Annotated in this window: 20 protein-coding genes and 2 pseudogenes; 10 read left to right on the plus strand and 12 right to left on the minus strand. The window is 47.5% G+C overall.

Annotated features, from left to right (window positions below; genetic code table 11):
* Positions 1–18 precede the first annotated feature (18 nt).
* From RCO25_RS19315 to RCO25_RS19345, 7 genes are all read right to left on the minus strand, one after another.
* Positions 19–1293, minus strand: a complete 1275-nt coding sequence (locus tag RCO25_RS19315) for a TerD family protein (RefSeq protein ID WP_308997768.1) — start codon at positions 1291–1293, stop codon at positions 19–21.
* Between the two features lie 73 nt (positions 1294–1366).
* Positions 1367–1945, minus strand: coding sequence for a TerD family protein (locus RCO25_RS19320; RefSeq protein ID WP_308997769.1), 579 nt, complete (start codon positions 1943–1945; stop codon positions 1367–1369).
* 23 nt (positions 1946–1968) lie between these two features.
* Positions 1969–2547 (minus strand): TerD family protein, encoded by a 579-nt coding sequence (locus RCO25_RS19325; protein WP_308997770.1) that lies wholly within the window; start codon positions 2545–2547, stop codon positions 1969–1971.
* Positions 2548–2625: 78 nt separating this feature from the next.
* On the minus strand, positions 2626–3207 hold the full coding sequence (locus tag RCO25_RS19330; RefSeq protein ID WP_308997771.1) for a TerD family protein: 582 nt from the start codon (positions 3205–3207) through the stop codon (positions 2626–2628).
* 27 nt (positions 3208–3234) lie between these two features.
* Positions 3235–3828, minus strand: coding sequence for a TerD family protein (locus RCO25_RS19335; RefSeq protein WP_308997772.1), 594 nt, complete (start codon positions 3826–3828; stop codon positions 3235–3237).
* Positions 3829–4348: 520 nt separating this feature from the next.
* The gene (locus tag RCO25_RS19340; protein WP_308997773.1) at positions 4349–5038 is read right to left on the minus strand and encodes a response regulator; all 690 of its coding nucleotides are present in this window, start codon (positions 5036–5038) and stop codon (positions 4349–4351) included.
* Complete coding sequence (locus RCO25_RS19345; RefSeq protein WP_308997774.1) at positions 5035–6627, minus strand: ATP-binding protein; 1593 nt, start codon at positions 6625–6627, stop codon at positions 5035–5037. Before RCO25_RS19345 ends, RCO25_RS19340 begins: the two co-directional genes overlap by 4 nt.
* A gap of 265 nt (positions 6628–6892) precedes the next feature.
* Between RCO25_RS19345 and RCO25_RS19350 the strand changes: the two genes are divergently transcribed.
* The 5 genes from RCO25_RS19350 (at position 6893) to RCO25_RS19370 (ending at position 11832) form a co-directional block, all read left to right on the plus strand.
* The gene (locus RCO25_RS19350) at positions 6893–7918 is read left to right on the plus strand and encodes a Bug family tripartite tricarboxylate transporter substrate binding protein (RefSeq protein ID WP_308997775.1); all 1026 of its coding nucleotides are present in this window, start codon (positions 6893–6895) and stop codon (positions 7916–7918) included.
* 73 nt (positions 7919–7991) lie between these two features.
* A complete protein-coding gene (locus RCO25_RS19355; RefSeq protein WP_308997776.1) occupies positions 7992–8447 on the plus strand; it encodes a tripartite tricarboxylate transporter TctB family protein in 456 nt (151 codons plus the stop codon).
* A gap of 15 nt (positions 8448–8462) precedes the next feature.
* Complete coding sequence (locus tag RCO25_RS19360; RefSeq protein WP_308997777.1) at positions 8463–9989, plus strand: tripartite tricarboxylate transporter permease; 1527 nt, start codon at positions 8463–8465, stop codon at positions 9987–9989.
* A gap of 38 nt (positions 9990–10027) precedes the next feature.
* On the plus strand, positions 10028–11449 hold the full coding sequence (locus tag RCO25_RS19365) for an NAD-dependent malic enzyme (protein ID WP_308997778.1): 1422 nt from the start codon (positions 10028–10030) through the stop codon (positions 11447–11449).
* A gap of 137 nt (positions 11450–11586) precedes the next feature.
* Entirely contained in the window at positions 11587–11832 is a 246-nt protein-coding gene (locus RCO25_RS19370) for an HPr family phosphocarrier protein (RefSeq protein ID WP_308997779.1), read from the plus strand.
* Positions 11833–11948: 116 nt separating this feature from the next.
* On the opposite strand, the gene RCO25_RS19375 is transcribed toward RCO25_RS19370, so the two are convergent.
* Positions 11949–12194 carry a hypothetical protein gene (locus RCO25_RS19375; protein WP_308997780.1) on the minus strand — a complete coding sequence of 82 codons (246 nt, stop codon included), beginning with the start codon at positions 12192–12194 and terminating at the stop codon, positions 11949–11951.
* A gap of 98 nt (positions 12195–12292) precedes the next feature.
* Here RCO25_RS19375 and RCO25_RS19380 point away from each other — a divergent pair, with 98 nt between their 5' ends.
* The gene (locus RCO25_RS19380) at positions 12293–12601 is read left to right on the plus strand and encodes a thioredoxin family protein (protein ID WP_308997781.1); all 309 of its coding nucleotides are present in this window, start codon (positions 12293–12295) and stop codon (positions 12599–12601) included.
* A 7-nt stretch (positions 12602–12608) separates the two neighbouring features.
* On the opposite strand, the gene abc-f is transcribed toward RCO25_RS19380, so the two are convergent.
* Positions 12609–14426, minus strand: a complete 1818-nt coding sequence (abc-f, locus tag RCO25_RS19385) for a ribosomal protection-like ABC-F family protein (protein WP_308997806.1) — start codon at positions 14424–14426, stop codon at positions 12609–12611.
* 436 nt (positions 14427–14862) lie between these two features.
* Here abc-f and RCO25_RS19390 point away from each other — a divergent pair, with 436 nt between their 5' ends.
* Positions 14863–16725 (plus strand): 3-oxoacyl-[acyl-carrier-protein] synthase III C-terminal domain-containing protein, encoded by a 1863-nt coding sequence (locus tag RCO25_RS19390; RefSeq protein WP_308997782.1) that lies wholly within the window; start codon positions 14863–14865, stop codon positions 16723–16725.
* Positions 16722–17618: a DUF6999 family protein gene (locus tag RCO25_RS19395; protein ID WP_308997783.1), complete on the plus strand. Its 897-nt coding sequence runs from the start codon at positions 16722–16724 to the stop codon at positions 17616–17618. The genes RCO25_RS19390 and RCO25_RS19395 overlap by 4 nt, the downstream gene beginning before the upstream one ends.
* Before the next feature lie 181 nt (positions 17619–17799).
* On the opposite strand, the gene RCO25_RS19400 is transcribed toward RCO25_RS19395, so the two are convergent.
* Both RCO25_RS19400 and RCO25_RS19405 read right to left on the minus strand, forming a co-directional pair.
* Positions 17800–19038, minus strand: a complete 1239-nt coding sequence (locus RCO25_RS19400) for a TraB/GumN family protein (RefSeq protein ID WP_308997784.1) — start codon at positions 19036–19038, stop codon at positions 17800–17802.
* Positions 19039–19206: 168 nt separating this feature from the next.
* On the minus strand, positions 19207–20820 hold the full coding sequence (locus RCO25_RS19405) for an S-layer homology domain-containing protein (RefSeq protein ID WP_308997785.1): 1614 nt from the start codon (positions 20818–20820) through the stop codon (positions 19207–19209).
* A 76-nt stretch (positions 20821–20896) separates the two neighbouring features.
* Here RCO25_RS19405 and RCO25_RS35115 point away from each other — a divergent pair.
* A pseudogene (locus tag RCO25_RS35115) lies at positions 20897–21136 on the plus strand (IS4 family transposase); the annotation flags it as partial.
* 117 nt (positions 21137–21253) lie between these two features.
* Here the strand turns inward: RCO25_RS35115 and RCO25_RS19415 are convergent.
* On the minus strand, positions 21254–23008 hold the full coding sequence (locus RCO25_RS19415) for a GMC oxidoreductase (RefSeq protein ID WP_308997786.1): 1755 nt from the start codon (positions 23006–23008) through the stop codon (positions 21254–21256).
* 154 nt (positions 23009–23162) lie between these two features.
* Between RCO25_RS19415 and RCO25_RS35120 the strand changes: the two are divergent.
* A pseudogene (locus tag RCO25_RS35120) lies at positions 23163–23313 on the plus strand (IS4 family transposase); the annotation flags it as partial.
* Positions 23314–23389: the final 76 nt, after the last annotated feature.

A 23389-nucleotide genomic window follows, 5' to 3' on the forward strand; every position in this document is an offset into this window, starting at 1 on the left:
CAACCTCCGAATATTGCATTATTTGCTTCCTTGGACCCATCTAAGCCCCCAGTTATAAGCCTCGTCGAGCTCTCGATGCCCTGAGAAATACTGAACGAGACGCTGAATACTGAAGGTTTGATCGCTCACGTTCTCGATCATCGCGATGGCACACATGCCTTTGCGATTGTTGTGCTCGTCCATCCGTACCTCTATATCCGGTCCGCCGGATTGGGAGATGGTGACAACGCCCGCTGCCTCCGCCCAGTTTGTGGCTCCTTCATAGATATACGCATAGATGACGACTCTTTTAATCTCTGACACTTTATTGCCGTTTATTCTCAGATTTTCACCTGTCGATATGGAGCCTGTCCGATCGTCGCCGTCAAGCGAAACGTATGGCGGCCTCGAGAAGTCGCCGAAGCTGTTGCCTAACGCTTGAACAGAGCCCTTCATGCCGTTCTTCAGCTCATACAAGCAGCCTACATCCAGATCGACACCGCCGCTTGATCGTCCAAAAAACCCCTTAGGGGCTTTCTTTTGATTCCAATTCAAATTCACAACGATCTCGCCTAGCGCACCGGCGCCTTTCTGCAAGTTGATTACATCACCGCGCTTGGTTAATGAAATCTTGCTGAGGCTAATTGGAGCGCTCTTAGGCTCCGTAATGACGGGTTCAGGAGGCTTTGGCGGAATGATTGGGGCCTTCACCGACGCTGGCGGCGGATTAGGGGCTGGCGCATCAGGCTTCACCTCAATGCCAAAGCTCTTGCAAAGCGCTGCCAGTCCGCCCGAATAACCTGAACCGATCGCATTGAATTTCCACTCGCCATTATATCTATATAAATCTCCTACGACAATCGCAGTTTCGATAGAGAAGTTTTTTCCAAGTTCATATCGCAAAATTTCGCGCCCTGTTCCTTCGTAAATGACACGGATATAAGCATCATTCACACTAGAAAAACTTTGTCTCTTTGCTTCCCCATCATAAATGGTTAACGTAAAAGAAATACGTTCAATCGCTTGAGGCACATCGTTAATGCGTATCATAACTTGTTCCTGATCGGTTTTCCCGGCTAAGCTTCGTTTATTGTCACCCGCCATCTCGATCGAACCGCTTGTATCCTTGGGGTTTCCGTAAAAAATCAAATCCTGATCCCCTGCTGCTTTTCCGCCTGCCCGCAATAAAAACGCCGAGAAGTCAACGTCTACCCCCGCCGCGCTGCTCCATCCCATGCCAACAAGCAGGTTTTTAAAGGAAGGATTGTTTTTGGTTATATCGGCCTTCTGACCTTTCATTAGGGAGAGCTCCATGCGTTGACCGCCTTTCAGTAATTGTAGAATAGGGTGACAAATCTGCACCCTGCCACCCTAAACTTCATATGGCTTACACGGATAGACCATAATTGCGGCAAAGCGCCGCTAGTCCGCCTGAGAAGCCGGAGCCAACCGCTTGGAACTTCCAATCCGCGCCATGCCGGTAAAGCTCGCAAAATACGATCGCGGTTTCAACGGAGAAGTCTTCTCCAAGATCGTAACGAAGCACTTCTCTTCCGTTAGTCTCGTCCACTAAGCGAACAAAAGCATTCGAAATCTGGCCGAAGTTTTGATGCTTGGTCTCAGCATCATGAATAGTGACGCTAATTCCAATTCGCTCAATGTGAGCAGGAACCTTTGCAAAATCAATTTTGATTTTCTCGTCGTCCCCGTCGCCCTCGCCTGTACGGTTATCGCCTGTATGCTCGACTGCGCCGCCATAAGCAATCAATGCGTTATAGAATACAAAATCCTTCTCGTCCTTGGCCTTGCCATCCTGGTGCAGAAGAAATGCGCTCGCATCCAGATCAATTTCACCGCCGCCAGTATACTTGTTCGTATCCCAGCCGAGACCGAGAACAACCTTCGTAAGTCCTGGATTGGTTTTGGTAAGATCAATCCGTTGTCCTTTGGAAAGATTAATGGACATCGTTTATTCCTCCTTGAAATGAGCTAGGTTTGAACGCCAAAATCCTTACATAGTCCTTCTAGACCGTTTTGATAACCGCTGCCTACGGCGCTGAATTTCCAATCGCTATTATAACGATAAAGCTCCCCTACCACGACAGCTGTCTCAACCGAGAAATCCTCACCCAAATCGTAGCGGATTAATTCCTCGCCCGTTTCCTCATTTACGACACGAACATAAGCGTTAGCGACCTGACCGAAGTTCTGGTTTCTTTGCGCGGCGTCGTGAATCGTAATGCAAAAGGCTACCTTCTGAGTATCAGCGGGCACGGCGGATAAATTAATTTTTATGTTTTCATCGTCGCCAGCGCCTTCTCCGCTTCGATTATCGCCGGAGGAGACGATGGAGCCGTTTGTATTCGATTTATTATTGTAAAAAATAAAGCCGCTCTCGTTATTTACTTTACCGGATGCATTCAAACAAAAAGCTGTCGCATCCAAATCAAATGTATTGCCGCCGTCGTATTTATTAACGTCCCAGCCGAGGCCTACGGCAATTTTGGATAAACCGGGATTCGATTTGGTCAGATCGACCTTCTGCCCTTTAGATAAATTTACTGGCATGAAAATGCCTCCTCGTGGACTATGGCTACTTTAAAAAAGGGCCGCCGCCGGCGACCCTTTACGGGTAGTGAAGTGCAATTAATTAGCAGCTAGGCCGAAGTTGCGGGCAAGACCGCCTAAGCCGTCTTGGAAGCCGCTGCCGATTGCGCTGAATTTCCATTCGCCAGAATGACGGTAAAGCTCACCGACGATTACAGCTGTTTCTACGGAGAAATCTTCTCCAAGATCATAACGGATTAGTTCCGTTCCGCTTTGCTCATCTACGATACGAACGAAAGCGTTGGATACTTGTCCAAAGTTTTGGCTGCGCTCTGCTCCATCATAGATTGTGATGCAGAATGCGATTTTTTCTGTTTCAGCAGGTACGGCAGAAAGGTCAACGCTTACTTGCTCATCGTCGCCATCGCCTGCGCCTGTACGGTTATCGCCTGTATGAACAACCGAACCGTTGCTGTTTTTTGGGTTGTTGTAGAAAATAAAATCAGACTCGGAACCGGCTTTGCCTTGTCCATTCAAGCAGAAAATGGAAGCGTCAAGGTCAAAGTCTTTCCCGCCGTCATATTTATTAGTATCCCAGCCTAGACCTACAGTGATTTTCGTAAGACCTGGGTTTGTTTTCGTAAGATCGATTTTTTGACCTTTGGATAAGCTAATCGCCATTTGAAATGCCCTCTTTTCTCAATATAATTATTGGTATTGACGAGCAAGGATATCAACGTGAGGAGCATGAGTGCCTTCCCCAATTGCACTAAACTTCCATTCACCACTGTGTCTGTAAAGCTCACCTACGACCAAAGCCGTTTTACCCGAATAATTTTCCGTCAAGTTAAAGCGAATTAACTCTTGATTGTTGGCCGGATTAACGATTCGTATAAACGCGGATTTGATCATGCCAAAATCTTGACGTCTGGATTCACATTCATAAATGTTAACCACGCAAAGGATTTTGTGGATATTAGCAGGTACCTGGTCTAGCTGTACGATGATTTGCTCATCGTCGCCGTCGCCGTCACCCGTAATGTTGTCGCCCGTATGAACAACTGAACCGTTGCCGTTTTGCTTATTGTAGAAACAAACGAGATTCTTCTCGCCGCCAAGCTTGCCGTTTTCGTCGAGCAGCAGCGCTGAAGCATCACAGTCCACGTTTGCCGCCTTCTTCATTCCGAAGAAACCGCCTTTAACTTCAGCAGGATCCCAGCCTAAGCCAACGATAACTTTGCTAAGACCAGCATTGCCCTTCGTTAAATCTATCTTTTGACCTTTTACGAGAGAGATAGCCATTGTATTTGCACCCCCTTAATATCGATTTGAAATACTCTACCCATCAATACGCCTATTCGACATGCAAGTTCCAAAAAAAAAGTGAGGTCATTACATTATTCTACAAAAGCTGAATATTACCTCTTCTTTGCGGCGGCTCGGCATGGAATAAACGGCATGGCAGTGAACGCTCCGAAGCGGAGCAGCTCTGCATCAATTTTATAACAAACGTCATACCAATTACAAATTCCTACAAATAAAGAAACATCATGCTGGCTATTAGACAAGGTTTGTTCCGGAAGCCAAACGGACTTCTAAAAAAACGTCTGATCTGCTTCTTCTTATGCAAAAAAAGACTGGAAAAATTAGAGCATTAACGAGATAATTATAGGTGTAAATATAATGATGCGAGGTGTTCGAATGGAATTTATAAAAAAGAATAAAACCAGTCTCATTTTTGGTGCCTTGCTCCTCATTAACGGTTTATTCTTATTGTCGCTTGTCCTTTCGAAACGTTAAAAAATCCGACTCCCAACGATGGCTATTCCGTTCTCTTATATACTCTCTCCGGCCTTCCAACTGTTCCATAGGAGATATCGGCAACCAATTCGCCCTTGGCCACAAAATACTCCAAGTATCTCCGTGCGGTCGTGCGGCTGAATCCGGCCTTCTTCCCAAGCTCCTCCGCGGTCAGCACCTCCGGACCACCATGAATGAAAGTGATGATCTTCTCACTCGTTATCTTATCGATCCCTTTAGGGAGGTAGTTATCCTTGTCCGCTCTATCGCTCATTCCCCACAGCAACTGATCAATTCCCTCCTGATCCACTTGCTTATTCGCTCCACCGAGCAGCTTCATTTGGTTATGATACTTTTGATAAGACTTCAGCTTCTCTTGAAAACGTTCAAACACAACCGGTTTGATCATAAAGTCATACACGCCGCCGCGAATGGCCTCCCGTACCGTATCAAATTCCTTAGCAGCCGTAATGATGATAACATCCGTAAACGGGTTGTTTTTCTGAATATAATGTAGAAGGTCAAGTCCATTCATATCGGGAAAATATAAATCGAGCAGAACGAGATCCGGGGCCAATATGTCCAAATGCTCGTGCGCCAGCTGCTCATCTGTTGCAATTCCAACCACTTCGAATCCTTCTATCTTTTCCACAAACCGGCGATTAATCTGCGCAATTCGAAGATCGTCCTCAACAATGACCACTCGTATCATAGCTCTCTCTCCTTTTCTTTTGGAATAACAACGGTAAATATGGAGCCGCCCTGTGAACGGGAATGGAAGCTAATATGTCCCCGTAATTGCAGTAAAGCCTGTTTAACAATGGCAAGACCGTAACCCCGATTAACCTCATGCTTCGTGGAAAAACCCACTTCAAACAAACGATTTGCAGCGTCCTCCGCTATGCCGACCCCATTATCTTCGATGACGATCATTAATTCATTACCTGCATCCGTCAAAAAGACCCTTACTGTTTTATTGTCATTGCTTGTGGCAAGCACGGCTTCCAGCGCATTATCGATTAAGTTACCGATGATGGTTACGAGATAATTACGGCTTATACCACTCGGAATATCTTTAAACGTACTTTTCGCATCAATTTCTAAGCTCACTTTTAGTTCGTTAGCACGGTTAAACTTACCGATTAGTATACCGCCAATAATAGGGTCCGGAATCTCCTGTAGTAGAAAATGAATAAGGTTTTGATGAACATCCGTTTCATGCGTAATGATATCCATCGCTTCCTGATACGATTCCAGCTGGATGAGCCCGTATATCGTGTACAACTTATTAGAATACTCATGCGTTTGCGAACGCAGCGCTTCGGTGTATCGTTTCACTTGCGTCAGCTCCTCCGTTAAACGTAGCAGCTCGGATTTGTTGCGAAAGCTGGATACGGCCCCCACCACTTGGTGATGATGATCGAAAATCGGCAGACGATTGACCACAACCATACTATCGTTTATGACCATTTCTTGATCGATTTCCGCATTGCCGGATTTGATAACCTCGAGTAAACGAGACTCAGGTATAACGTCCCATACATGCTTTCCGGCAATCTCCGTCTTCTCAAGCGGATCGATTAGCTTTAAGGCGGTTTGATTGGCAAGCGTAATTGTTCCCTCTTTATTAACAGCGATGATCCCTTCATGAATGGTTTCCAAAATAGCTCTCTTCTCCTGATATAACAAGCCGATTTCCTTAGGCTCGAGACCATGAATGGACCGTTTCACGCCGTTCGCAATCGCAATCGCTCCTCCGCATCCAACCATAAGCGCTATTGCCGCAAAAAAGATCATCGCATTCCGGTAGGTTGCGGCCGATTTATGAATGTCTTTTACTAAAATGCCCACCGAAACAATACCAATGATTTGATTATGATCATCATAGATCGGTGTCTTCCCCCGCAGCGATGGCCCCATCGTACCAACTGCCTCCGAAATAATCGATTCGCCGTTTAGCACAGGCCCGTTGTCTCCCCCGACCATTTCTTTCCCTATTCGGTCCGGCAGGGGATGAGCATAACGAATACCTTCCTTGTTTCCAATGACAATGTACTCGGCATCCGTCTCCAAGCGAATCTTTTCTACGATGGGTTGAATGATTGCTGATGGGTTTTCCTCGTCAAAAGCTTCCTTTAAAACATCCATTAACGCCACTGTCTTTGCTATTTTAAGTGCAGATGCGCCCACATTCTTCTGCAAAGTGGTTACCAACATGCGCTCAAAGCTAAAGGTTAGCGCGATAATAATGACGAATAAGAGCGTCCCAATTAACAAAATAAGCCTTGTTTGTAATCGCATACAATTACCTCCTTGCCAACGAATATCTGATCCGAAAGCTGGCATTGCCTTTATTGTATTCTACATATTTCCCTGAACATAGCCCCCTGAATCGATTATGCCCGTAATTTTTATGAACAAAATTAACAATATGATTAGATTTCAACTTATGTGGTTATTCTGTTCAACTCATATTAGCGATGCTAGTATGAAGCTACAAGTTAAGTAAGCGCTTTCAATAAAGTGCATGCGCTTACTCGATGGATACCAAAGGAGGAATAATCGAATGGTACTCAAATCAAATAATTGGAAAACGATAATAGTTGCAGCTTTTGTTGCCGTTAGTCTTACAGCTTGCAGTGGAACCGCATCGAATGGCGGGGGCTCGGATGCTGCCAATTATCCGGAGAAGCCTATCGTGATCACAGCGCCTTCAGGAGCCGGCGGTGGTTGGGATAAGACGGCAAGATCACTTACCAAGGTACTCGGCGAAACGAAACTGGTCGATCAGACGATGACGGTCGAAAACAAGCCCGGCGGCGGCGGCACCGTATTTTTGGCTGAATACGTAGCAAAAGACAAGGATGACCCTTACAAGCTGTTTGTTAGCTCACCGCCTATTCTAATTAATTATCTCAAAAAAGAAGGAAACAGTCCGTATGGGTACAAGGATGTCACCCCGCTCGCGCAAATAACGAAGGACTTCGGCGCAATCGCTGTTGCTGCCGATTCCAAATACGATGATCTTCAAGCTCTAATTGACAGCATTAAGGCAGATCCTTCGAAGGTTACGCTTGCGGGCGGTTCGGCCCCTGGATCGATGGATCATTTAATTAGCGTTTTACCGGCTTTTAAATCAGGAGTCGACCCGAAAACGATCAAATATTTGTCCTATGACGGCGGGGGCGAAGCCATTACCGCTTTACTGGGCAATAATGCGGATGCTATCGGAACCGATATCTCTTCACTCGGCAGTTATTTGAAATCAGGCAAAATCAAAATTCTTGCAGTGACTTCAAATGAACGGCTTGGCGGCGACTTTAAGGATGTACCTACTTTAAAAGAGCTTGGCATCGATGCGGAATTCACGATCTGGCGCGGCGTGTTAGGCCCGAAAGGCATGACGGAAGAACAAATCGCGTATTGGGACAAAACATTAAAAACGCTTTCCGAAGATGAAACCTGGAAAAAAGAGCTGACAGCGAATGATTGGGCGAGCGAATACAAAAACTCAACCGATTTCGCAGCTTTCCTAGCCGACCAAGAGATTGTTGTTCAAGAGCTGTTAACGGCGCTCGGCATGCAAAAGTAATCGAATGTTCAAGCGCAAGGGAGGGAGCATGTGTCTCTCCCTCTCTTTATTTATTCCTTGGAGGTGCATCACATTGAACAAAACATTCGATCGATATGCCAGTATTATATTTTTCCTTCTAGGAATCGGTTTTATGTGGCAGAGCACGACCATTAGCTCTTCCGCATATGGCAGCACGGTAGGTCCAAATATTGCCCCTTTCGGCCTTGGAGCCTTTCTAGTTCTTTTAAGCCTGCGTTTATTCTACGAAGTATTGAAGACAAAGAATCAAAGCAGTAAGGAACAAAAGCTCGATTACAAAAGGTTTCTAATCATCTTCGCTGCAGCTTTTTTATATGCGTTCTTCTTGGAAACGATCGGTTATATCATCGGAACCTTCCTCTTCCTCCTCACCAGCTTTCAAGTATTGGAAAGAGGCAAATGGCTGAAGTCGGTCGTGATCTCCGGATTGTTTGCAGTAGGCGTTTACGTCATCTTTGTCGTCATTCTGGAAGGTTCAATGCCGGGCTTTCCTTCCTGGCTATCGTAACGAGGAGGTACATGAATGGACACATTACAGTTTCTTGCAGATGGTCTTGCCACCGCCTTTCAATGGCATAATCTGATGTTCGCTTTCATAGGCGTGTTAATTGGTACAGCCGTAGGGGTACTTCCTGGTATAGGTCCCATGAGCGGTGTCGCGTTGCTTATCCCGGTAACGGCATCGATAACAGGCGGATTAGCACCGGAAGCGGCAGCAACAAGCTCCATTATTCTTCTGGCTGGGGTCTATTATGGAGCGATGTACGGTGGATCAACCACCTCCATCTTACTCAATACACCGGGAGAGTCCTCTTCCGTCGTGACAACCTTAGACGGCTATCAAATGGCCAAGCAGGGCCGGGCTGGGGCTGCCTTATCGATATCTGCGATCGGTTCTTTTGCTGCAGGACTGTTCGCCGTCATTATGCTTATTGTATTAGCTGAACCGTTATCGAACGTTGCAATTAAGTTCGGACCCGCGGATTACTTTTCCTTAATGCTTTTTGGATTATGCGCAGTCAGCGGTTTAGCCGGAAAATCCATTACGAAAGCTTTAATTATGACGGTGCTTGGATTACTTCTGTCCACAATTGGCATGGATACGGTATCGGGTGTCGCAAGGTTTACTTTTGGCATTCCGCTGCTCTATTCCGGCCTCGAGTTTTTGACCGTTGCGGTCGGCCTGTTTGCTTTGGGTGAAGTATTCAAGACCATATTGGAGAATGAATACTCCTCGGGCAAAATAGCGAAGATCGGGCGTATTTCTCCGACAAAACAAGATTTAAAGGATAGCGCAGGACCGATTGCCCGCGGGTCTGTATTAGGCTTTTTTGTTGGTATTCTGCCTGGCGGCGGTGCCACATTGGCTTCTTTCTTCAGCTATATTTTGGAGAAAAAAATCAGTAAGAATCCTGAATCATTTGGCAAAGGAAATATCGCCGGCGTAGCTGCCCCTGAATCCGCTAATAATGGAGCATCCGGCGGAGCTATGATCCCTTTGCTTGCTTTAGGCATACCGGGATCGGGTACAACCGCTATATTGATGGGCGCTTTTATCATGTATAACATCCAGCCAGGCCCTTTGTTATTCGAGGAGCATCCTCAAGTGGCATGGGGGTTAATTGCCAGCATGCTCATCGGAAATCTCATTTTGCTTATTCTCAATATGCCGCTTGTGAAAGTTTTTGCCAAGATCATTCAAACACCGCCAAAATACTTGATACCGATCATCATAGCTATTTCCATTTTTGGCGTATATGCCGTTCAAGCGCAGATTTTCGATCTCATGCTGCTTCTTGGCTGCGGAGTTGCCGGGTTCCTTCTGGTCCGGAATGATTACCCTTTAGCCCCCCTAGTCCTCGGTTTAGTTCTAGGGCCGATGATTGAAAATAATATGCGCAGAGCGTTAACAACTTCTAACGGTGATTTTATGATTTTCCTGCAAAAGCCGCTGTCTCTCGTTTTTTTAATTATCGCGGCACTTTGGATCATTGTTCCCATCTTGTTGAAAAAGAGAGGGAAAGAGGTTGTAGTTAACGAGGAAGGTTAACAAATGGATCATGATGAAATTATCAGATGGAGGTAGCTATGGATAACAATAGACTCGGTGGAAAAAGCGTAATTCTCAGACTCGAAATGAATACGAATGAGGTTCATTTTGGTCAGGTCGCATCCTCCATATTCGAAGCAGGTGGAGATCTCGTGGCCATCGACGTCATTCAGACCAGCCAAAATGTGACGGTCCGGGATATTACGATAACCGTAACAGATACGGTCGATATTAGCATTATTACAGAAACGATAAAAAGCTTACACGGTGTCCGGCTGGTGAATATTTCGGACAGAACGTTTCTGCTGCATCTTGGCGGGAAAATCGAAACGAAGCTTAAAGCGCCGATTCAGAACCGCGATGATCTCTCACGCGTTTATACACCCGATGTAGCACGCGTATGCATGGCCATTCATGAAGAGCCAAGAAAAGCTTTTACATTAACGATCAAGAGAAACACCGTTGCTGTCATTTCGGACGGAAGCGCCGTCTTAGGGCTTGGCAATATCGGTCCTTATGCGGCTATGCCCGTTATGGAAGGCAAATCGATGCTTTTCAAGCAGCTGGCAGACGTCGATTCCTTCCCTATCTGCCTGAACACGCAGGATACCGAGCAAATCATTGCTGCGATCAAAGCCATCGCCCCCGGGTTCGGCGGGATCAATCTTGAAGATATTTCTTCTCCCAGATGCTTTGAAATCGAACAAAGACTGCGCGAGGAATTAGATATTCCTGTATTCCATGATGACCAGCATGGCACAGCGGTCGTATTGTATGCGGCTTTAATCAATGCCTTGAAAATCGTAAACAAATCCATTCGTGAGATCAAGGTGGTCGTTTGCGGAATCGGAGCGGCTGGCATAGCCTGCAGTAAAATTCTTTTGTCCGCAGGGGTTAAAAACATCATTGGCGTGGATCGTCAAGGCGCCATAACAGCCGGAACCGCTTATGACAATGGCATGTGGCAGTGGTACGCGGAGCATACCAATCCTAATCGCGTTCAAGGCACTTTACAGGAAGTCATTCGGGGAGCTGATGTATTCATAGGCCTTTCTGCGGGAGGACTGCTTCGCCGGGAAGATGTAATGGCGATGGCGGATAGACCGATCGTGTTTGCAATGGCTAATCCGACACCCGAGATTAAGCCCGAAGAAGTAGAAGATATTGTCGGCGTAATCGCCACCGGCCGTTCGGACTATCCAAATCAAATTAACAATGTGTTATGTTTTCCGGGTATTTTCCGCGGTGCTTTAGATTGCAGAGCTACTACCATTAATGAGGAAATGAAGCTTGCGGCTGCCGAGGCCATTGCTTCCGCCATCTCCGATGAAGAAAGAAGCCGGCATTACATTATTCCGAGCGTCTTCAATCAAGCTGTCGTAAAGGCCATCCGCGATCTCGTAATCCAAGCCGCTATAAAGACGGGCGTCGCTCGAAGAATACCTCGAGAGTATAGATGATGCAAGCGTAAACGGCTGTCGCCGTCCTTGGCGGCAAAAGCTCGTTTCGCGGTGAAATATCAGCTTATTTATAAATGTGAAACTTATAAATTCTTATATTGTAAATAAAATAACAAGTGATGAACGGAGGTTGTTTTATGAAAGCTGAAATTCGAGGTATTGTTGACATAAATCAAACTGCAGCCGAATTTAAATCAAGCATCGTCCTTCGCATCAGTGATAAGAAATTCGTCGACGTCAAAAGTATCCTTGGCCTAAGTATTTCACTTTACAAAAACCTTGCGTATAAGCTTGAAATTCATGGTGCCGATGAGGAAGAAGCCAAATCCGCCATGGTCGATGTTTTTAACAAATATCATCTTCATGTGGAGGTAAACCGATAATCGCCTGTTCTGTCATGTAAGAAAGAAGCGAGTGATTTCCACTCGCCTCTTTCCCCGCGTTTACCTTTACGGCCCCGTTCCCACACTCGTAACGAGCCAGAAGGGTCCGTGCTTTTTCAAATAAAAACCCCTAGCTCATCCCCCGTAGTCCGGCTCATAAACCCGCTGACGTTGTATAAATGGCCATATTGGGCATCCACTCTGCCCATTGTTGTAATCTCAGCTTTCAAGCTGTTAATTGGCTGCAGGCTCTCTAGAATATGTCTGCGTATCGTCCACTCTGGCGATAGAAAGGTAAGGAGCCACAGGAATATCATCACAATTGCGGCGCTTATAAAAATGATCCTCTTCTTCGATATCATCGTGCTCTCCCCTTTAACCATGCATGCATTCAATCATTATTGTATATCGCATGCGAATCGAGTACATTACAACTATATATACCTAAAGGAGAACGACGATGGCTATCCAAGAAATAGATGAAGCTTCCTTGCAGAAAGTCATGCAGGATGAAAGCGGCAAAGCTGCCGTATATTTTTTCACACCCTTATGCGGCACATGCAAAATCGGCGAACGCATGCTAGAAATTGCTGAAATGACCGGCATATCCGTTCCGCTTCATAAGCTGAACATCAACTACGCGCCACAGTTGCGCGAGCAATGGAAAATTGCAAGCGTACCCTGCTTAGTGCTGATTGAGAATGGCAAGCCGGTCCAGAAGGAATACGCGATGAAATCGGTTGACCATGTCTATCTGATGCTGAAATAACTGCATCTTATAGATTGCTTAATTGTGCGCGAATTCGTCGGATTTCCTGCAGCAGTAACTGCTCCTCCTCCAGCGCCTCCGGCTGTCCGCTGCTCATTAGCTGCGTCAATCGAAGCTGCAGCATTTCCCGTTCGTTTTGGTTCAGCTGCTCCTCGGGAGAAAGCAGGCGGCTTCGATCCTTTGCGATGTACTCCTCATAGGTGCCCGGGAATAAGCTCGGCTCCTTCGTCCCATCCATCACGAGCAGGCGATTGGCCGCTTGGCGGATTAAATAGCGGTCGTGAGTCACAAGCAGAACAGCGCCGGGATAATGTTGAAGCGCCTGTTCAACCTGCTCTCGCGTGCTAATATCCAAGTAGTTCGTCGGCTCGTCGAGCACGAGCAGATTCGCTTTGCCAAAATACAGCTTCAAAAACGCCACCCGGCATTTCTCCCCCATGCTTAAATCGCCAATCCGTTTAAACACATCTTCCTTTGAAAATAAAAAGCAGCCCAAAATCGTCCGCGCATGCGATTGTGTCATTTGCGGCAGCATCAGCATGCTGTCTAGAATCGTCGTCTTGTTATCGAGCTGATCAAGCTCCTGCTCGAAATAACCGATTCTTACCTGCGGGTGAATCGTTACGCTGCCTGCGCTTGGTGTTAACCTTCCGGTGGCAAGCTTAAGCAGCGTCGACTTGCCCGCTCCATTCGGGCCCAGAACAGCGAGGCGGCCGCCCCGTCCAATAGAGAGGCTAAGCTGGCTAAAAATCGGTTTGCGCCCGTCATAACCAAAGCTGACGCCGTCCATGCGCAGCAGTGTTGCAGCCGCAAATTCATCCGTCTCCAGCTGCATGCGCAGCTGCGGCTCCTCGCGAGGCTTCTGCACCTTGTCGCGGTCTAATCGCTCCAGCGCGGATTCCTTCGCGTGCAAGCGCGATACGTTTTTCTTCGACTTTGACCGAAGAAAATCATTTTGGCCCGCAGCCTTATGCGCTTGATGGAACCATTCCGCATACATCCGTATGCTCTCGAGCAGTTTCTCCCGCTCCAGCTCCTGCTTCTTATGCAGCGCCTCCTGCGTCCTCAGCTCAAGCTCTTTCTGCGTCTTGTAGTCGGTATAGCCTCCGGGATAACGTCTGCAGCCGTGTCTCTCCAGCTCCAGAACCGTCGTTGCCGTGCGGTCGATAAACGTCCGGTCATGCGAGACATACACAATTGTTCCTGGATATGACTGCACCCATTGCTCCAGCCAATCCAGCGCGTCCGAATCCAAATGATTTGTCGGCTCATCCAGCAGTACAAGCTTTGGCTCCCTAACCATGAGCGCCGCGAGCTGGGCTTTCGTTTTCTGTCCGCCGCTTAATTGCGAGAATGCCACGTCCCACAAAGAGGTGTCGAGGCTTAACCGGGTTAAGCTTCTCTCCACCCTAATTTCCCAACCGTATCCATCCAGCTGCAAATACCTTTCATACAGCTCGCTGTATCGGTTTAGCTGGTCCTCGCTGGTCTTAGCGCCCTGCATTTCGTCCGTAAGCTTTGCCATCGCATGCTTCAAACAGAACAATTCATCTGAACCCGCCTGTACGAATTCAAGCAAAGTAAGCGAAGAATCAAGCTGCGCCTGCTGGTCCAGCCAGCCCCACTCCTCAAGCGGCAAGAGGCGCTGCACCTCGCCGCCATCCAGCGATTGCCTGCCGGTCAAACCCTGCAGCAGCGTCGTTTTGCCAACGCCATTGCGTCCGAACAGCGCGAGCCGCTCGCCCTCCTTTACCTCGAAGCTTATATTTTCGAACAATAAATTGCCATCCCATTCTTTACTCACCTGTTTAACCTTTAATAGCATCAAAGATCATTCCCCATTTCTGAAAACATAATAAAAAACCGTGGCCAGCGGCACACGGTCGAATACGCAGGGGAATATCAGGTAAACGAAAATAACGATGTGTCACCCTAATACATGAAGGGTAAACATCTCGTATCTATCGCTGCTGATTGACCTTTCATAAGCCCCCAAATCGACGCACGTATCCCTGACCGGTTCTCGCAATTCGAGAACGCCGCTTGTACTTAAACAAGTTGATTACAGGAATCGTGTACTTACTTCATCGGCTGGGTTACCTCCGTCAGTCATCAGTTTTGATATGCGTTTATTATAGCGGACCGTTGAATACATATTCAAGCCTAACTTTTCATACGGTACCAAATAAAGTTAGTACTAGGATTAAAACGCTGCATCAACGATCATTAGATCTATAAAACATTCCAATTGGAGGTGCTTCATGAACCCGGTTTATATTACGAGCATCGGTAAGTTTCTACCCGGCCCGCCTGTCGGCAATGATGAAATGGAGGATTACCTCGGCAAAATAAACGGCAAGAGCTCCAAGTCGATGCGGCGCATTCTCGACCAAAATAAAATACGCTTTCGGCATTATGCAATAAATAAAGAACAAAAGAGCCTTTACTCTAATGCGGAAATGGCCGCTCTTGCTATACGCGATGCGCTTCTTCGAAACAAAGAAGCCTTGGATAACAAAATTGATTTTCTCGCAGTCGGCACGACGCAGGGCGATTTGTTAGTTCCCGGCTTCGCCAGTATGGTTCATGCCGAAACGAGTCTCCCTGTCATGGAGGTGGCCACCCATCACGGCGTATGCGCCAGCGGCATGCAGGCGATGAAGAACGCCTACCTGCATGTGCAATCAGGCGAGCAGCATACAGCAGTTTCCTGTGCCAGTGAATTGCCAAGCCGCGTATTCAAGCATACGAGATTTGAAGCGCAGACAGGTCTTTCTGATCGCCCCGTGCCTTTCGATACCGACTTTCTGCGTTTTATGCTGTCCGATGGCGCAGGCGCAGCCGTGCTACAGCATCAGCCTGCGGCAAGCGGCCTGTCGCTGCGAATCGAATGGATCGACAACAAATCGTACGCCAACCTGTATGACGTCTGCATGTATGCCGGATCCAATAAGGAGAATGCCGAGCTTGCAAGCTGGCTTGACTATGCTTCCATACAAGAGGCCGCGAACGACGGTGCGGTTAATTTAAAGCAGGATATCCGGCTCGTGAATGAAATGCCAAAGGTGGGCGTCAACCGCTTCTTCGAGCTAGTGGATGAGGGCAAGGTTGATCCTGCCGCGATCGATTGGATGGTTTGCCATTATTCCTCGCATTTTTTCCGCGATGAGATCTTCAGGCTGCTGCAGCTTGGCGGACTCACGATCCCTGAGGAAAAGTGGTTCACGAATCTATATACGAAAGGCAACACCGGCGCGGCGTCGATCTATATCATGCTGGAGGAGCTGCTGAATGATGGACATTTAAAGCCCGGCGAGCAGGTGCTTTGCATGGTGCCGGAGAGCGGCAGATTCCAGACCTCGTACATGCTGCTTACTGTAGTAGGGTCCTCCAATGAAGACAGTGCCGTATTTGAGGAACGCCAGCCCGAGGCTCCGCATCTGGAATACAATGAGGCCGATGAAGTTCAAGCCTATCTGGTCAGGCAGCTCGTGCAGGTATGGATTGATTTTGAGCAAAAGCTTGCACATGTTCCAGTTATCCATAAATTGTACAACAATAAATTCACGCTGGATGATTATAAGGCACTAATGGAAAATATCCGCCAGCAGGTCATTGACGGCTCGCAGTGGATCGCCCGCGCCGCTTCTTATATCGCCATCGAGCACATTGATCTTCGCTCGACGTTTATTGCGCATGCACGCGACGAGCACCGCGACTTTCAAATATTGGAGCGCAACTACGTTGCCGTTGGCGGGGATTTGAGCATGATTCAGTCCGGTGAGAAAAATATCGGAAGCGAGGCGTTATCCGCTTATTTATTCCAACGGGCCAGCCGTGAAAATCCCGTGGATCTCATCGGCGCGATGTGGATCATCGAGGGACTCGGCTGCCGGATGGCGCGCTACTGGGGCGAAATGATTCGCGATCAGCTTGGTCTCAGTGATGAGGAAGTCTCCTTCCTGCTTTACCACAGCGACTCCGACGAGAAGCATTTCGAGCGGCTGGAGGCGGTCGTCCAGCATCCTATGCTGACTGCCGACATCGCAGCGCGTATCGTGAAAACGGCGAAAACGACAGCTAGGCTGTACCTGCTGCAGTTAGAGGAGCTGGGAAATGTATGAGTGACGCCGATTACTTCAAAAATATGCCGCATGACAAAAACGATCCGAACCCGTTCCTCGCCATCTATATGGATCAGAGCATCCCCTTTAATGAGGAAGCAAAGGCAGCTTACCTCAAGGACTGCTCCAGCAAATCACGGCAATTTCTATTGCCCGTGCTGCGGCCCTTCGCGAGGCTGATGATTATCGTGCTGCAAATTTATAAAATCATCGTGCCGAAGGCGCTCACGTCTTCCCGCCTGCTGCACCGCGTGCTGCATTTCGGAATGAAAACATTCGTGAGCCCGAGCGCCAACTTTATGATATTGCGACATTTTTATCTCGGCTCGGAAGTGCTCGGCTTTATTCGAGACAATGTTCCCGGCGTCCAGATCGAGATGAACCCGCTAAAGCCAACTCATCTTGGGCCGGTTAAGGATGATCTTTTTTTGATCCACGACCTGAATTTGTACAATTTTGTCATTAATCTTAACCGAGAGCTGCGCGAGAAAGGAATCGAGGTAACGAAGCAAGAATTGCTTAATTTCAATGCGATTACCTCTTCTCGCGTGCCCATTGAGCCAATGCCAAGACGTTGGACCAATTTTATGGATTTAACGACAGCAATTGAATGCTTTACGCCCGTTTACCAAATGTTCCTGACAGACAATGATTTCTGGCGGGCAACCAATTCGCTGCAGCTTGATGAGACAATCGGCATTCTCGCTTCCAAAATTATCGGCAGCAACGATCGGCTTGCGCTTATCAACAACAAGCATCCGATGGTGCCGCTAACGACGCTGAAGGCAGGCTTTCGGCTTGTCCTGCATGGCCTGGCGACAGAGCAGCTCCACGCGCTGCTCGTTGAGCTTAAGCTGAAGCAGCAGGCCGTAGCAGGAAGCGTAAGCCTCTAGCCCTTTTTAGCCTTTCAAGCGTAACACTTTTGCCGTCCTCTGCGGCAAAAGCTCGTTTCGCGGAGAGATAGAAGCAGATTTATTAGTGAAAACTTATAAATTCTTAAGTATGCACAAAGAAACAAGGCAGCCGCCGCGTCCGCGGGGCTGCCTTGTTTTTGCTTATGACTATCTTTCAATATTATTGGCGAGTTACCGTAAAGCCCTTTTTCTCCAACAGCGGAACTATGCCGTTCTCGCCCAGCATGTGGGCAGCACCCACAACCACAAAATAAGTTTTGCTCGTACTGTCGTTCAAATAGCCCGTTATTTTCTCTACCATTGGTGCGTTACGGTCTGTCAGCAGCGCTTTATTAAACTCTTCGTTAGCCGAAGTTGCCTCGGTCAGCTCAAGCAACTGCTTCTCGTCGCCGGTTACCCACATATCCGTAAGCGCATCAATGCCGGAATCCTCAGCATAATAATTCTCGATTGAAGCATTTACCATTTCCTCTTGCAGCTCGTCAGAGAAATGATCGAACATTTGAAGCTGATATTCGATCGACTCCAGCTCAAGAATCGGCTTTTTGTTTGCATTCGATTGCTCTAGGAAATGCGCGTCGATCCCGATTCCCGCATCATAGCCCGATTGCGTTGTCGACAGAAAGTCGATGGTGGAAGATACGCTCCATGGCTTATAAGTATCGAGTGCATTTTCCGCCGCGCCGTTCTCTTTCAAAATTTCGCCCAGCTTCTTGTAGGCTTCATCTGAAATATGATCTTTGAGCGTTGTGTTATCTTTGTATACGCTTAAATCCATGACAAGCTTTTGTACATCCGCATTGTTCATTTTTGAAATATCAGCCTCTACAACGAGATAGTCCGACGCTTCATATGCGTCCTGAATTTCTGGGCGGAGCGGATACATCGCTTCATTCGCAATATGTATCGAGCCTAGCAGATAAACGGTGCTGCCCGCCTTTTCAACCTTCCATAGGAAGCCGCGGCTCGGTTCTTTTACCTGCAGTGAGATTGACCGCTGCTCCTTATTCCATGTCACCTCATAACCTGCTGCTTCGCTTACCGTACGCAAAGGAATATAGGCGGTGCCTTTTACAAGCCTAGGAGCGGCAAGCAAACCTTGCTCCGTCTCGTTAACCATTGCTCCCAGGTTGTCGATTTGGAATAAAAGAACGAGTCCTTCTTTCTTTCCAGTTATGACTTTGTTCTTCTGATCCCATGTTACTTGGAAATCAAGCTTTTGCAGCAGCAGCTTTGCGGGAACTAGGGTTGTCCCCTTTTCCATAATAGGCTGTAAGCCGCCCAACTGCACCTGCTCGTCCTCGACCCATACGGAAATGGGCTTAGCCTCTGCTTGAATGGTAGAAACGAATGAAAATAATAGAGCTAATGATAAAAATAATGCCGAAAGCTTTTTCATTTGCGGCTCTCTCCCCTTCTTCAATCCATGTTACGCATCACACTCTCATTCCATATTTTACATAAAATTGCCACGCAAATGCCAGTTCGGAAAATACGAATCTAGTTTTCGTTGCAACTCTTCCAGCTAATCGCATATAATGCGGCTTCCTATAAATCAGCTGCTGCATTACAAAAAACGATAGCCCAAAAACCGATCCGCATTTCTCATGCTTGCCCATATATCCGGACTTTCCCCGCCCACATACCAGTAGGCTAATCCTGCTAGCTTGGCTTCTGCTGCCAGCTTGTATTTGGCCGTTAAGGAGCGTCCGTCCTCAACCCAAATTTGATGTTTCACGCCATTCTTCACATAAGCAGCCGTATACTGGCCTAATTTCGCATCCCATTTTGGCTTAATCGCATACTTGCTCATAATTGTATTTTGCTGATCCAGCGAAATGAATTCAGAAGATTCTACGCTTCCGTCTTTCTTCAAATCCCAATCACGGTTATAAAAAGGCAGCGCCAAAATAACCTTTTCGCGGGGTACTGCTTTGACCAGCTTGTTGACTGCAGCTTCGTCAAAGCCTAAGGATGCGTTAGGACCCGCTATTGGGCTTCCGCCCCAATGCTCGTCATAACCCATCAATACGACATAGTCCGCTTGCACGCCAAGCGCGGAGTAGTCAAACGCATCCGTCCAATCCGTCCCGCGGTCTGGAGATACATCAATCGAGAGCGTGATGTTCATCGCCTTCAGCTTCTTTGCTAATTCCGTTACGAATGCGGTCAGCGCTGCACGGTCCTGCGGGGCTACATTTTCAAAGTCGATGTTAAGCCCGTCAATTCCGTATTTTTTGGCATAGGCCGCAAGCTTGGATACCAAGGTGCTGCGTGAAGCCGATTGGGACAAAATCTGATGAGTCATGTCTTGGTCGGACCGATTGCCGACGAGCGCCCAAACCTTTTTATTATGCTTCTTTGCCCATGTGACAAGGGAGGGATCCGCGTTATCGGACAGTTCACCCGAAGCTTCTATAAAGAACCAACGTGGAGACAAGGTGTTAACGTTGGACTGCAAGATATTGTTTTCATATTGCTGCGTCGTCTGGGCATACTGCCAGCCGAGCTTAATCGACTCCTTTGGCTTAGCGGCAAGCTCTGCTGCCCATTTCTCGTTTTGCAGCACCCGATGAATCATGACAGCCGTTTCCTGCCTCGTTATCGGATCTTCAGGACGGAAATACCCATTGCTGTCACCCTGCATAAGTCCAAGGCTGCGCACCGCTGCTACGGATGGAATCGCCCAAGCCGCAATGCGGGCGTCATCGGCAAAACCCGCTTTTGCGCTTGTGCCATTATTTTGTTTTTTCAATACCCGTGTTAATAATACGGCAGCCTCCTGCCTTGTTACGGGCTTAGCCGGCGCAAAAAGGCTTGTGCTTACGCCATCCGCTAAGCCCAGCTGCACGGCTGCTTGGATCCAGCCATAATACCAAGCCTTCTTCGCTACATCGGTGAACGGAGTGATGGGGCTGGCTGCCTGCTCGAGTCCGAGCAGCCGGTCCAGCACTGTAACAAACTCGGCTCTCGTAATCGACGCAGCAGGAGAGAAGCTGCGCCCGGACGTTCCCGTTATTATTTTTTTATTATATAGATCAATGATTTCCTGCTTTGCATAGCTGTTTGATATATCATCGAAAGGCAGCAGGCTTTGCGCGCCAACCGTATGCACCGAAGCTGTGATCATGCCAAACAGTACAAATGCCGTAACTACGAATCTATTAAAAATATGCTTCACGAGTACCCTCCTAAAGAGACCAATCCTCGAAGCATATCAAACTTTCTTCTATTACTCATTGCTAAATTATTGGTAGAACAGGACTTATCTTGTTGGCGGACGCCGTTTAAACCTGCAAGAACTTTACTATGAAGCCATCCCTGTTCAGGGAAAGAACAATGGTATTCTGCGTTCCATTCGTACTGAATTGTCCCCTGGCATTCCAGTCACGATGGTATTCGTGCGCCATCGGTCGAATAAGAAAGAACGGCTTGCCATTTTGTGTACCAATCGCACACTGCCAGAGGATGAAATTATTCGGATCTACGGAATTCGTTAGGACATTGAAGTGTTCTTTAAGTGCGCCAAATCCTTGGTTTTTCATAAAATGATGGTAACTCTTTATAAAACTTAAGGGCTTTATCTTGTACGTATTTATCATGTCATGAACTTGTTATTCCCGGCTTCGGATATAGTCCGCCGTACGAATGGCTAGTGCGACGGTCGTAAGTGTTGGATTGGCGCCTCCTATGGGAGGGAGAACACTGTTATCCGCCACATAAAGACCGCTTATCGCGTGAATTTGTCCATACCGGTTGGCAGCGGAGGTTAAAGGGTCGTCTCCCATGCGACTTGTTCCGAACTCATGGTAATCGGCGCCTGGCAGAACCCGGCAAATGTCGGGTTGACCGTTAGATCCAAACCAGTTAGGTTGACTCGCGATGGAAGCTTGCCGCATACCAGCCTCCATACGCCGGATCACTTCGAGATCCCGAGGGGAATAAGTAAGTCGGGCTTTAATGGTTGGTACGCCGTAGATATCTTTGTCTGAAGGGTCCAGGAATACATGATTCTCGTAACGGCTTTCCATTTGACCGAAGCCAAGTAAAGAGATTTTCCACTCAGTTTGCGAAGGTTTAATCTGAAACTGCTGGTACCAGTTGTACCAAACATCTCCCCCGGGACCGTGGATTTGAATTTGATAGGGCCGATCCTCCGATTGTGGAATGAGTATGCCGAGAACACCGGAAATTTCCGGAAAAGCCGAGGTATCCAAACGGATGGTTGTCGAAAGAAAGGTATGATGACTCAAATAATGACCAATTGCACGTCCAGGAATGCCGGAGTTGAGAAGCAAACGCGGTGTTTGATAAACGTTTGCGGACAACACAACTGTCTTTGCTCGGATTATAAATGACTTTCCATCGGGTGTCATCACCTTTACTCCGGCAGCTTTTGCCCCATCGGTCAGCACTTGAACGGCTCTCGCATGAATGGCCAAATCGAAGGCTCCAAGATTCATCGCTTTGGCTAGGAAAAGAATAGAGCTAAACGCTGGACTCGAATGGATCTCGCCAAATCGGGTTGGCTGCAGATCAATCGCGAACGGGAGACCCGTGACATTCGCAAAGCCTTTGAAACGAAGCCGTTCCAACAAAATTTGCTGAATCGTCGATTCCTCCGTATAGCCCTTTGAGACATTCATCACTTCTTCAGCCAAATTGTAATAGGGCTCCATTTCCTCCGGGGTTACCGGCCATTCCTTTTTCATTAGAGAAGGAAGAACGCGCGGGCTGACTGTTCCCCAAAACAACGTTTTTCCACCAAGAGCAATGACCTCTCGTGCAGACGGCAAATCGGGCAGCATTTGTCCGATGGGATTTGAAATTTTTGGATTTAGAAAATAGTCGCCGGAAGTAGCACTGCCCAGTGTCGGAATGTTCCAATAATGGGTGGGCAGCATCAGCCCTCCCGCCTCCACAAGCCCGACCCGTTTTCCGCTGAATCCCCATTGTTCGCACAAACGCCAGAGAACGGCACCTCCACCGGCCCCCGAGCCGACAATAAGAACATCATATTCCTTCTCGGCCATCTTTTCGACCGGAATGTGAGGAATCCAATTATCCATATAAGATACAGGCTCGGTCGAGCTGCAATCAGGCAAATCCAGTGCTGCCGATACGTCCGCCGCGGGCAGAGGGATTCGCACGCAATGTCCGCCGATTTCTATACCAGGGTCGATCAATTCGGGATTTAGCTCCAATAATTTTTCTACAGGGATCCGAATTTTGGACGCAATGTCTTGTAGAGTATCTCTCCGATCGGCGACATAGATTCGCAACAAAGCATCACTCCCTTTATCCATTCCTATATATAGATCATTCTTGTTCTTTAGATAAATAATCACCTCATTAAATTTATATGTCATTACAGTTTATCCACATTTCGGTTTAAGTTCTTCTTTTTCCGAAATACAAAGAACCACTGCCAGCGCGGCAATGGCTCTTTGTTCGCTGCAGCTAACGCTAACGGTTTGCTACAATTGCATCTATTTCACTCTTCAGTAACAAATATCTATGCACGCTTCTCAAAATAGGACCGACCACCGCACATTAGGCGGCTTGTTTCACTTGCTTTGTGATGAAGTAAATCAATTAGATTGGGCGATAATGGATCTCCGGTTTGCCCTGTTACATCAAGGCTTACCTGCCCAATTTAAGCTGCGAAAGTTGAGTTAAAAACTTACCTATCCTTGCATTTTCAAAAAAAACGACCGCTTCCCCATGCCAAGCGGGAGACGGTCGTCTTT

Source organism: Paenibacillus sp. LHD-38, assembly GCF_031157315.1.
In the GTDB taxonomy this organism is placed as follows: domain Bacteria; phylum Bacillota; class Bacilli; order Paenibacillales; family Paenibacillaceae; genus Pristimantibacillus.

What these genes read in the sequence shown, in the direction of transcription:
- RCO25_RS19315 (WP_308997768.1), bottom strand. Translation starts at nt 1,293, where the DNA reads ATGGAGCTCTCCCTAATGAAAGGTCAGAAGGCCGATATAACCAAAAAC.
- RCO25_RS19320 (WP_308997769.1), bottom strand. Translation starts at nt 1,945, where the DNA reads ATGTCCATTAATCTTTCCAAAGGACAACGGATTGATCTTACCAAAACC.
- RCO25_RS19325 (WP_308997770.1), bottom strand. Translation starts at nt 2,547, where the DNA reads ATGCCAGTAAATTTATCTAAAGGGCAGAAGGTCGATCTGACCAAATCG.
- RCO25_RS19330 (WP_308997771.1), bottom strand. Translation starts at nt 3,207, where the DNA reads ATGGCGATTAGCTTATCCAAAGGTCAAAAAATCGATCTTACGAAAACA.
- RCO25_RS19335 (WP_308997772.1), bottom strand. Translation starts at nt 3,828, where the DNA reads ATGGCTATCTCTCTCGTAAAAGGTCAAAAGATAGATTTAACGAAGGGC.
- RCO25_RS19340 (WP_308997773.1), bottom strand. Translation starts at nt 5,038, where the DNA reads ATGATACGAGTGGTCATTGTTGAGGACGATCTTCGAATTGCGCAGATT.
- RCO25_RS19345 (WP_308997774.1), bottom strand. Translation starts at nt 6,627, where the DNA reads ATGCGATTACAAACAAGGCTTATTTTGTTAATTGGGACGCTCTTATTC.
- RCO25_RS19350 (WP_308997775.1), top strand. Translation starts at nt 6,893, where the DNA reads ATGGTACTCAAATCAAATAATTGGAAAACGATAATAGTTGCAGCTTTT.
- RCO25_RS19360 (WP_308997777.1), top strand. Translation starts at nt 8,463, where the DNA reads ATGGACACATTACAGTTTCTTGCAGATGGTCTTGCCACCGCCTTTCAA.
- RCO25_RS19365 (WP_308997778.1), top strand. Translation starts at nt 10,028, where the DNA reads ATGGATAACAATAGACTCGGTGGAAAAAGCGTAATTCTCAGACTCGAA.
- RCO25_RS19370 (WP_308997779.1), top strand. Translation starts at nt 11,587, where the DNA reads ATGAAAGCTGAAATTCGAGGTATTGTTGACATAAATCAAACTGCAGCC.
- RCO25_RS19375 (WP_308997780.1), bottom strand. Translation starts at nt 12,194, where the DNA reads ATGATATCGAAGAAGAGGATCATTTTTATAAGCGCCGCAATTGTGATG.
- RCO25_RS19380 (WP_308997781.1), top strand. Translation starts at nt 12,293, where the DNA reads ATGGCTATCCAAGAAATAGATGAAGCTTCCTTGCAGAAAGTCATGCAG.
- abc-f (WP_308997806.1), bottom strand. Translation starts at nt 14,426, where the DNA reads ATGCTATTAAAGGTTAAACAGGTGAGTAAAGAATGGGATGGCAATTTA.
- RCO25_RS19390 (WP_308997782.1), top strand. Translation starts at nt 14,863, where the DNA reads ATGAACCCGGTTTATATTACGAGCATCGGTAAGTTTCTACCCGGCCCG.
- RCO25_RS19395 (WP_308997783.1), top strand. Translation starts at nt 16,722, where the DNA reads ATGAGTGACGCCGATTACTTCAAAAATATGCCGCATGACAAAAACGAT.
- RCO25_RS19400 (WP_308997784.1), bottom strand. Translation starts at nt 19,038, where the DNA reads ATGAAAAAGCTTTCGGCATTATTTTTATCATTAGCTCTATTATTTTCA.
- RCO25_RS19415 (WP_308997786.1), bottom strand. Translation starts at nt 23,008, where the DNA reads ATGACATATAAATTTAATGAGGTGATTATTTATCTAAAGAACAAGAAT.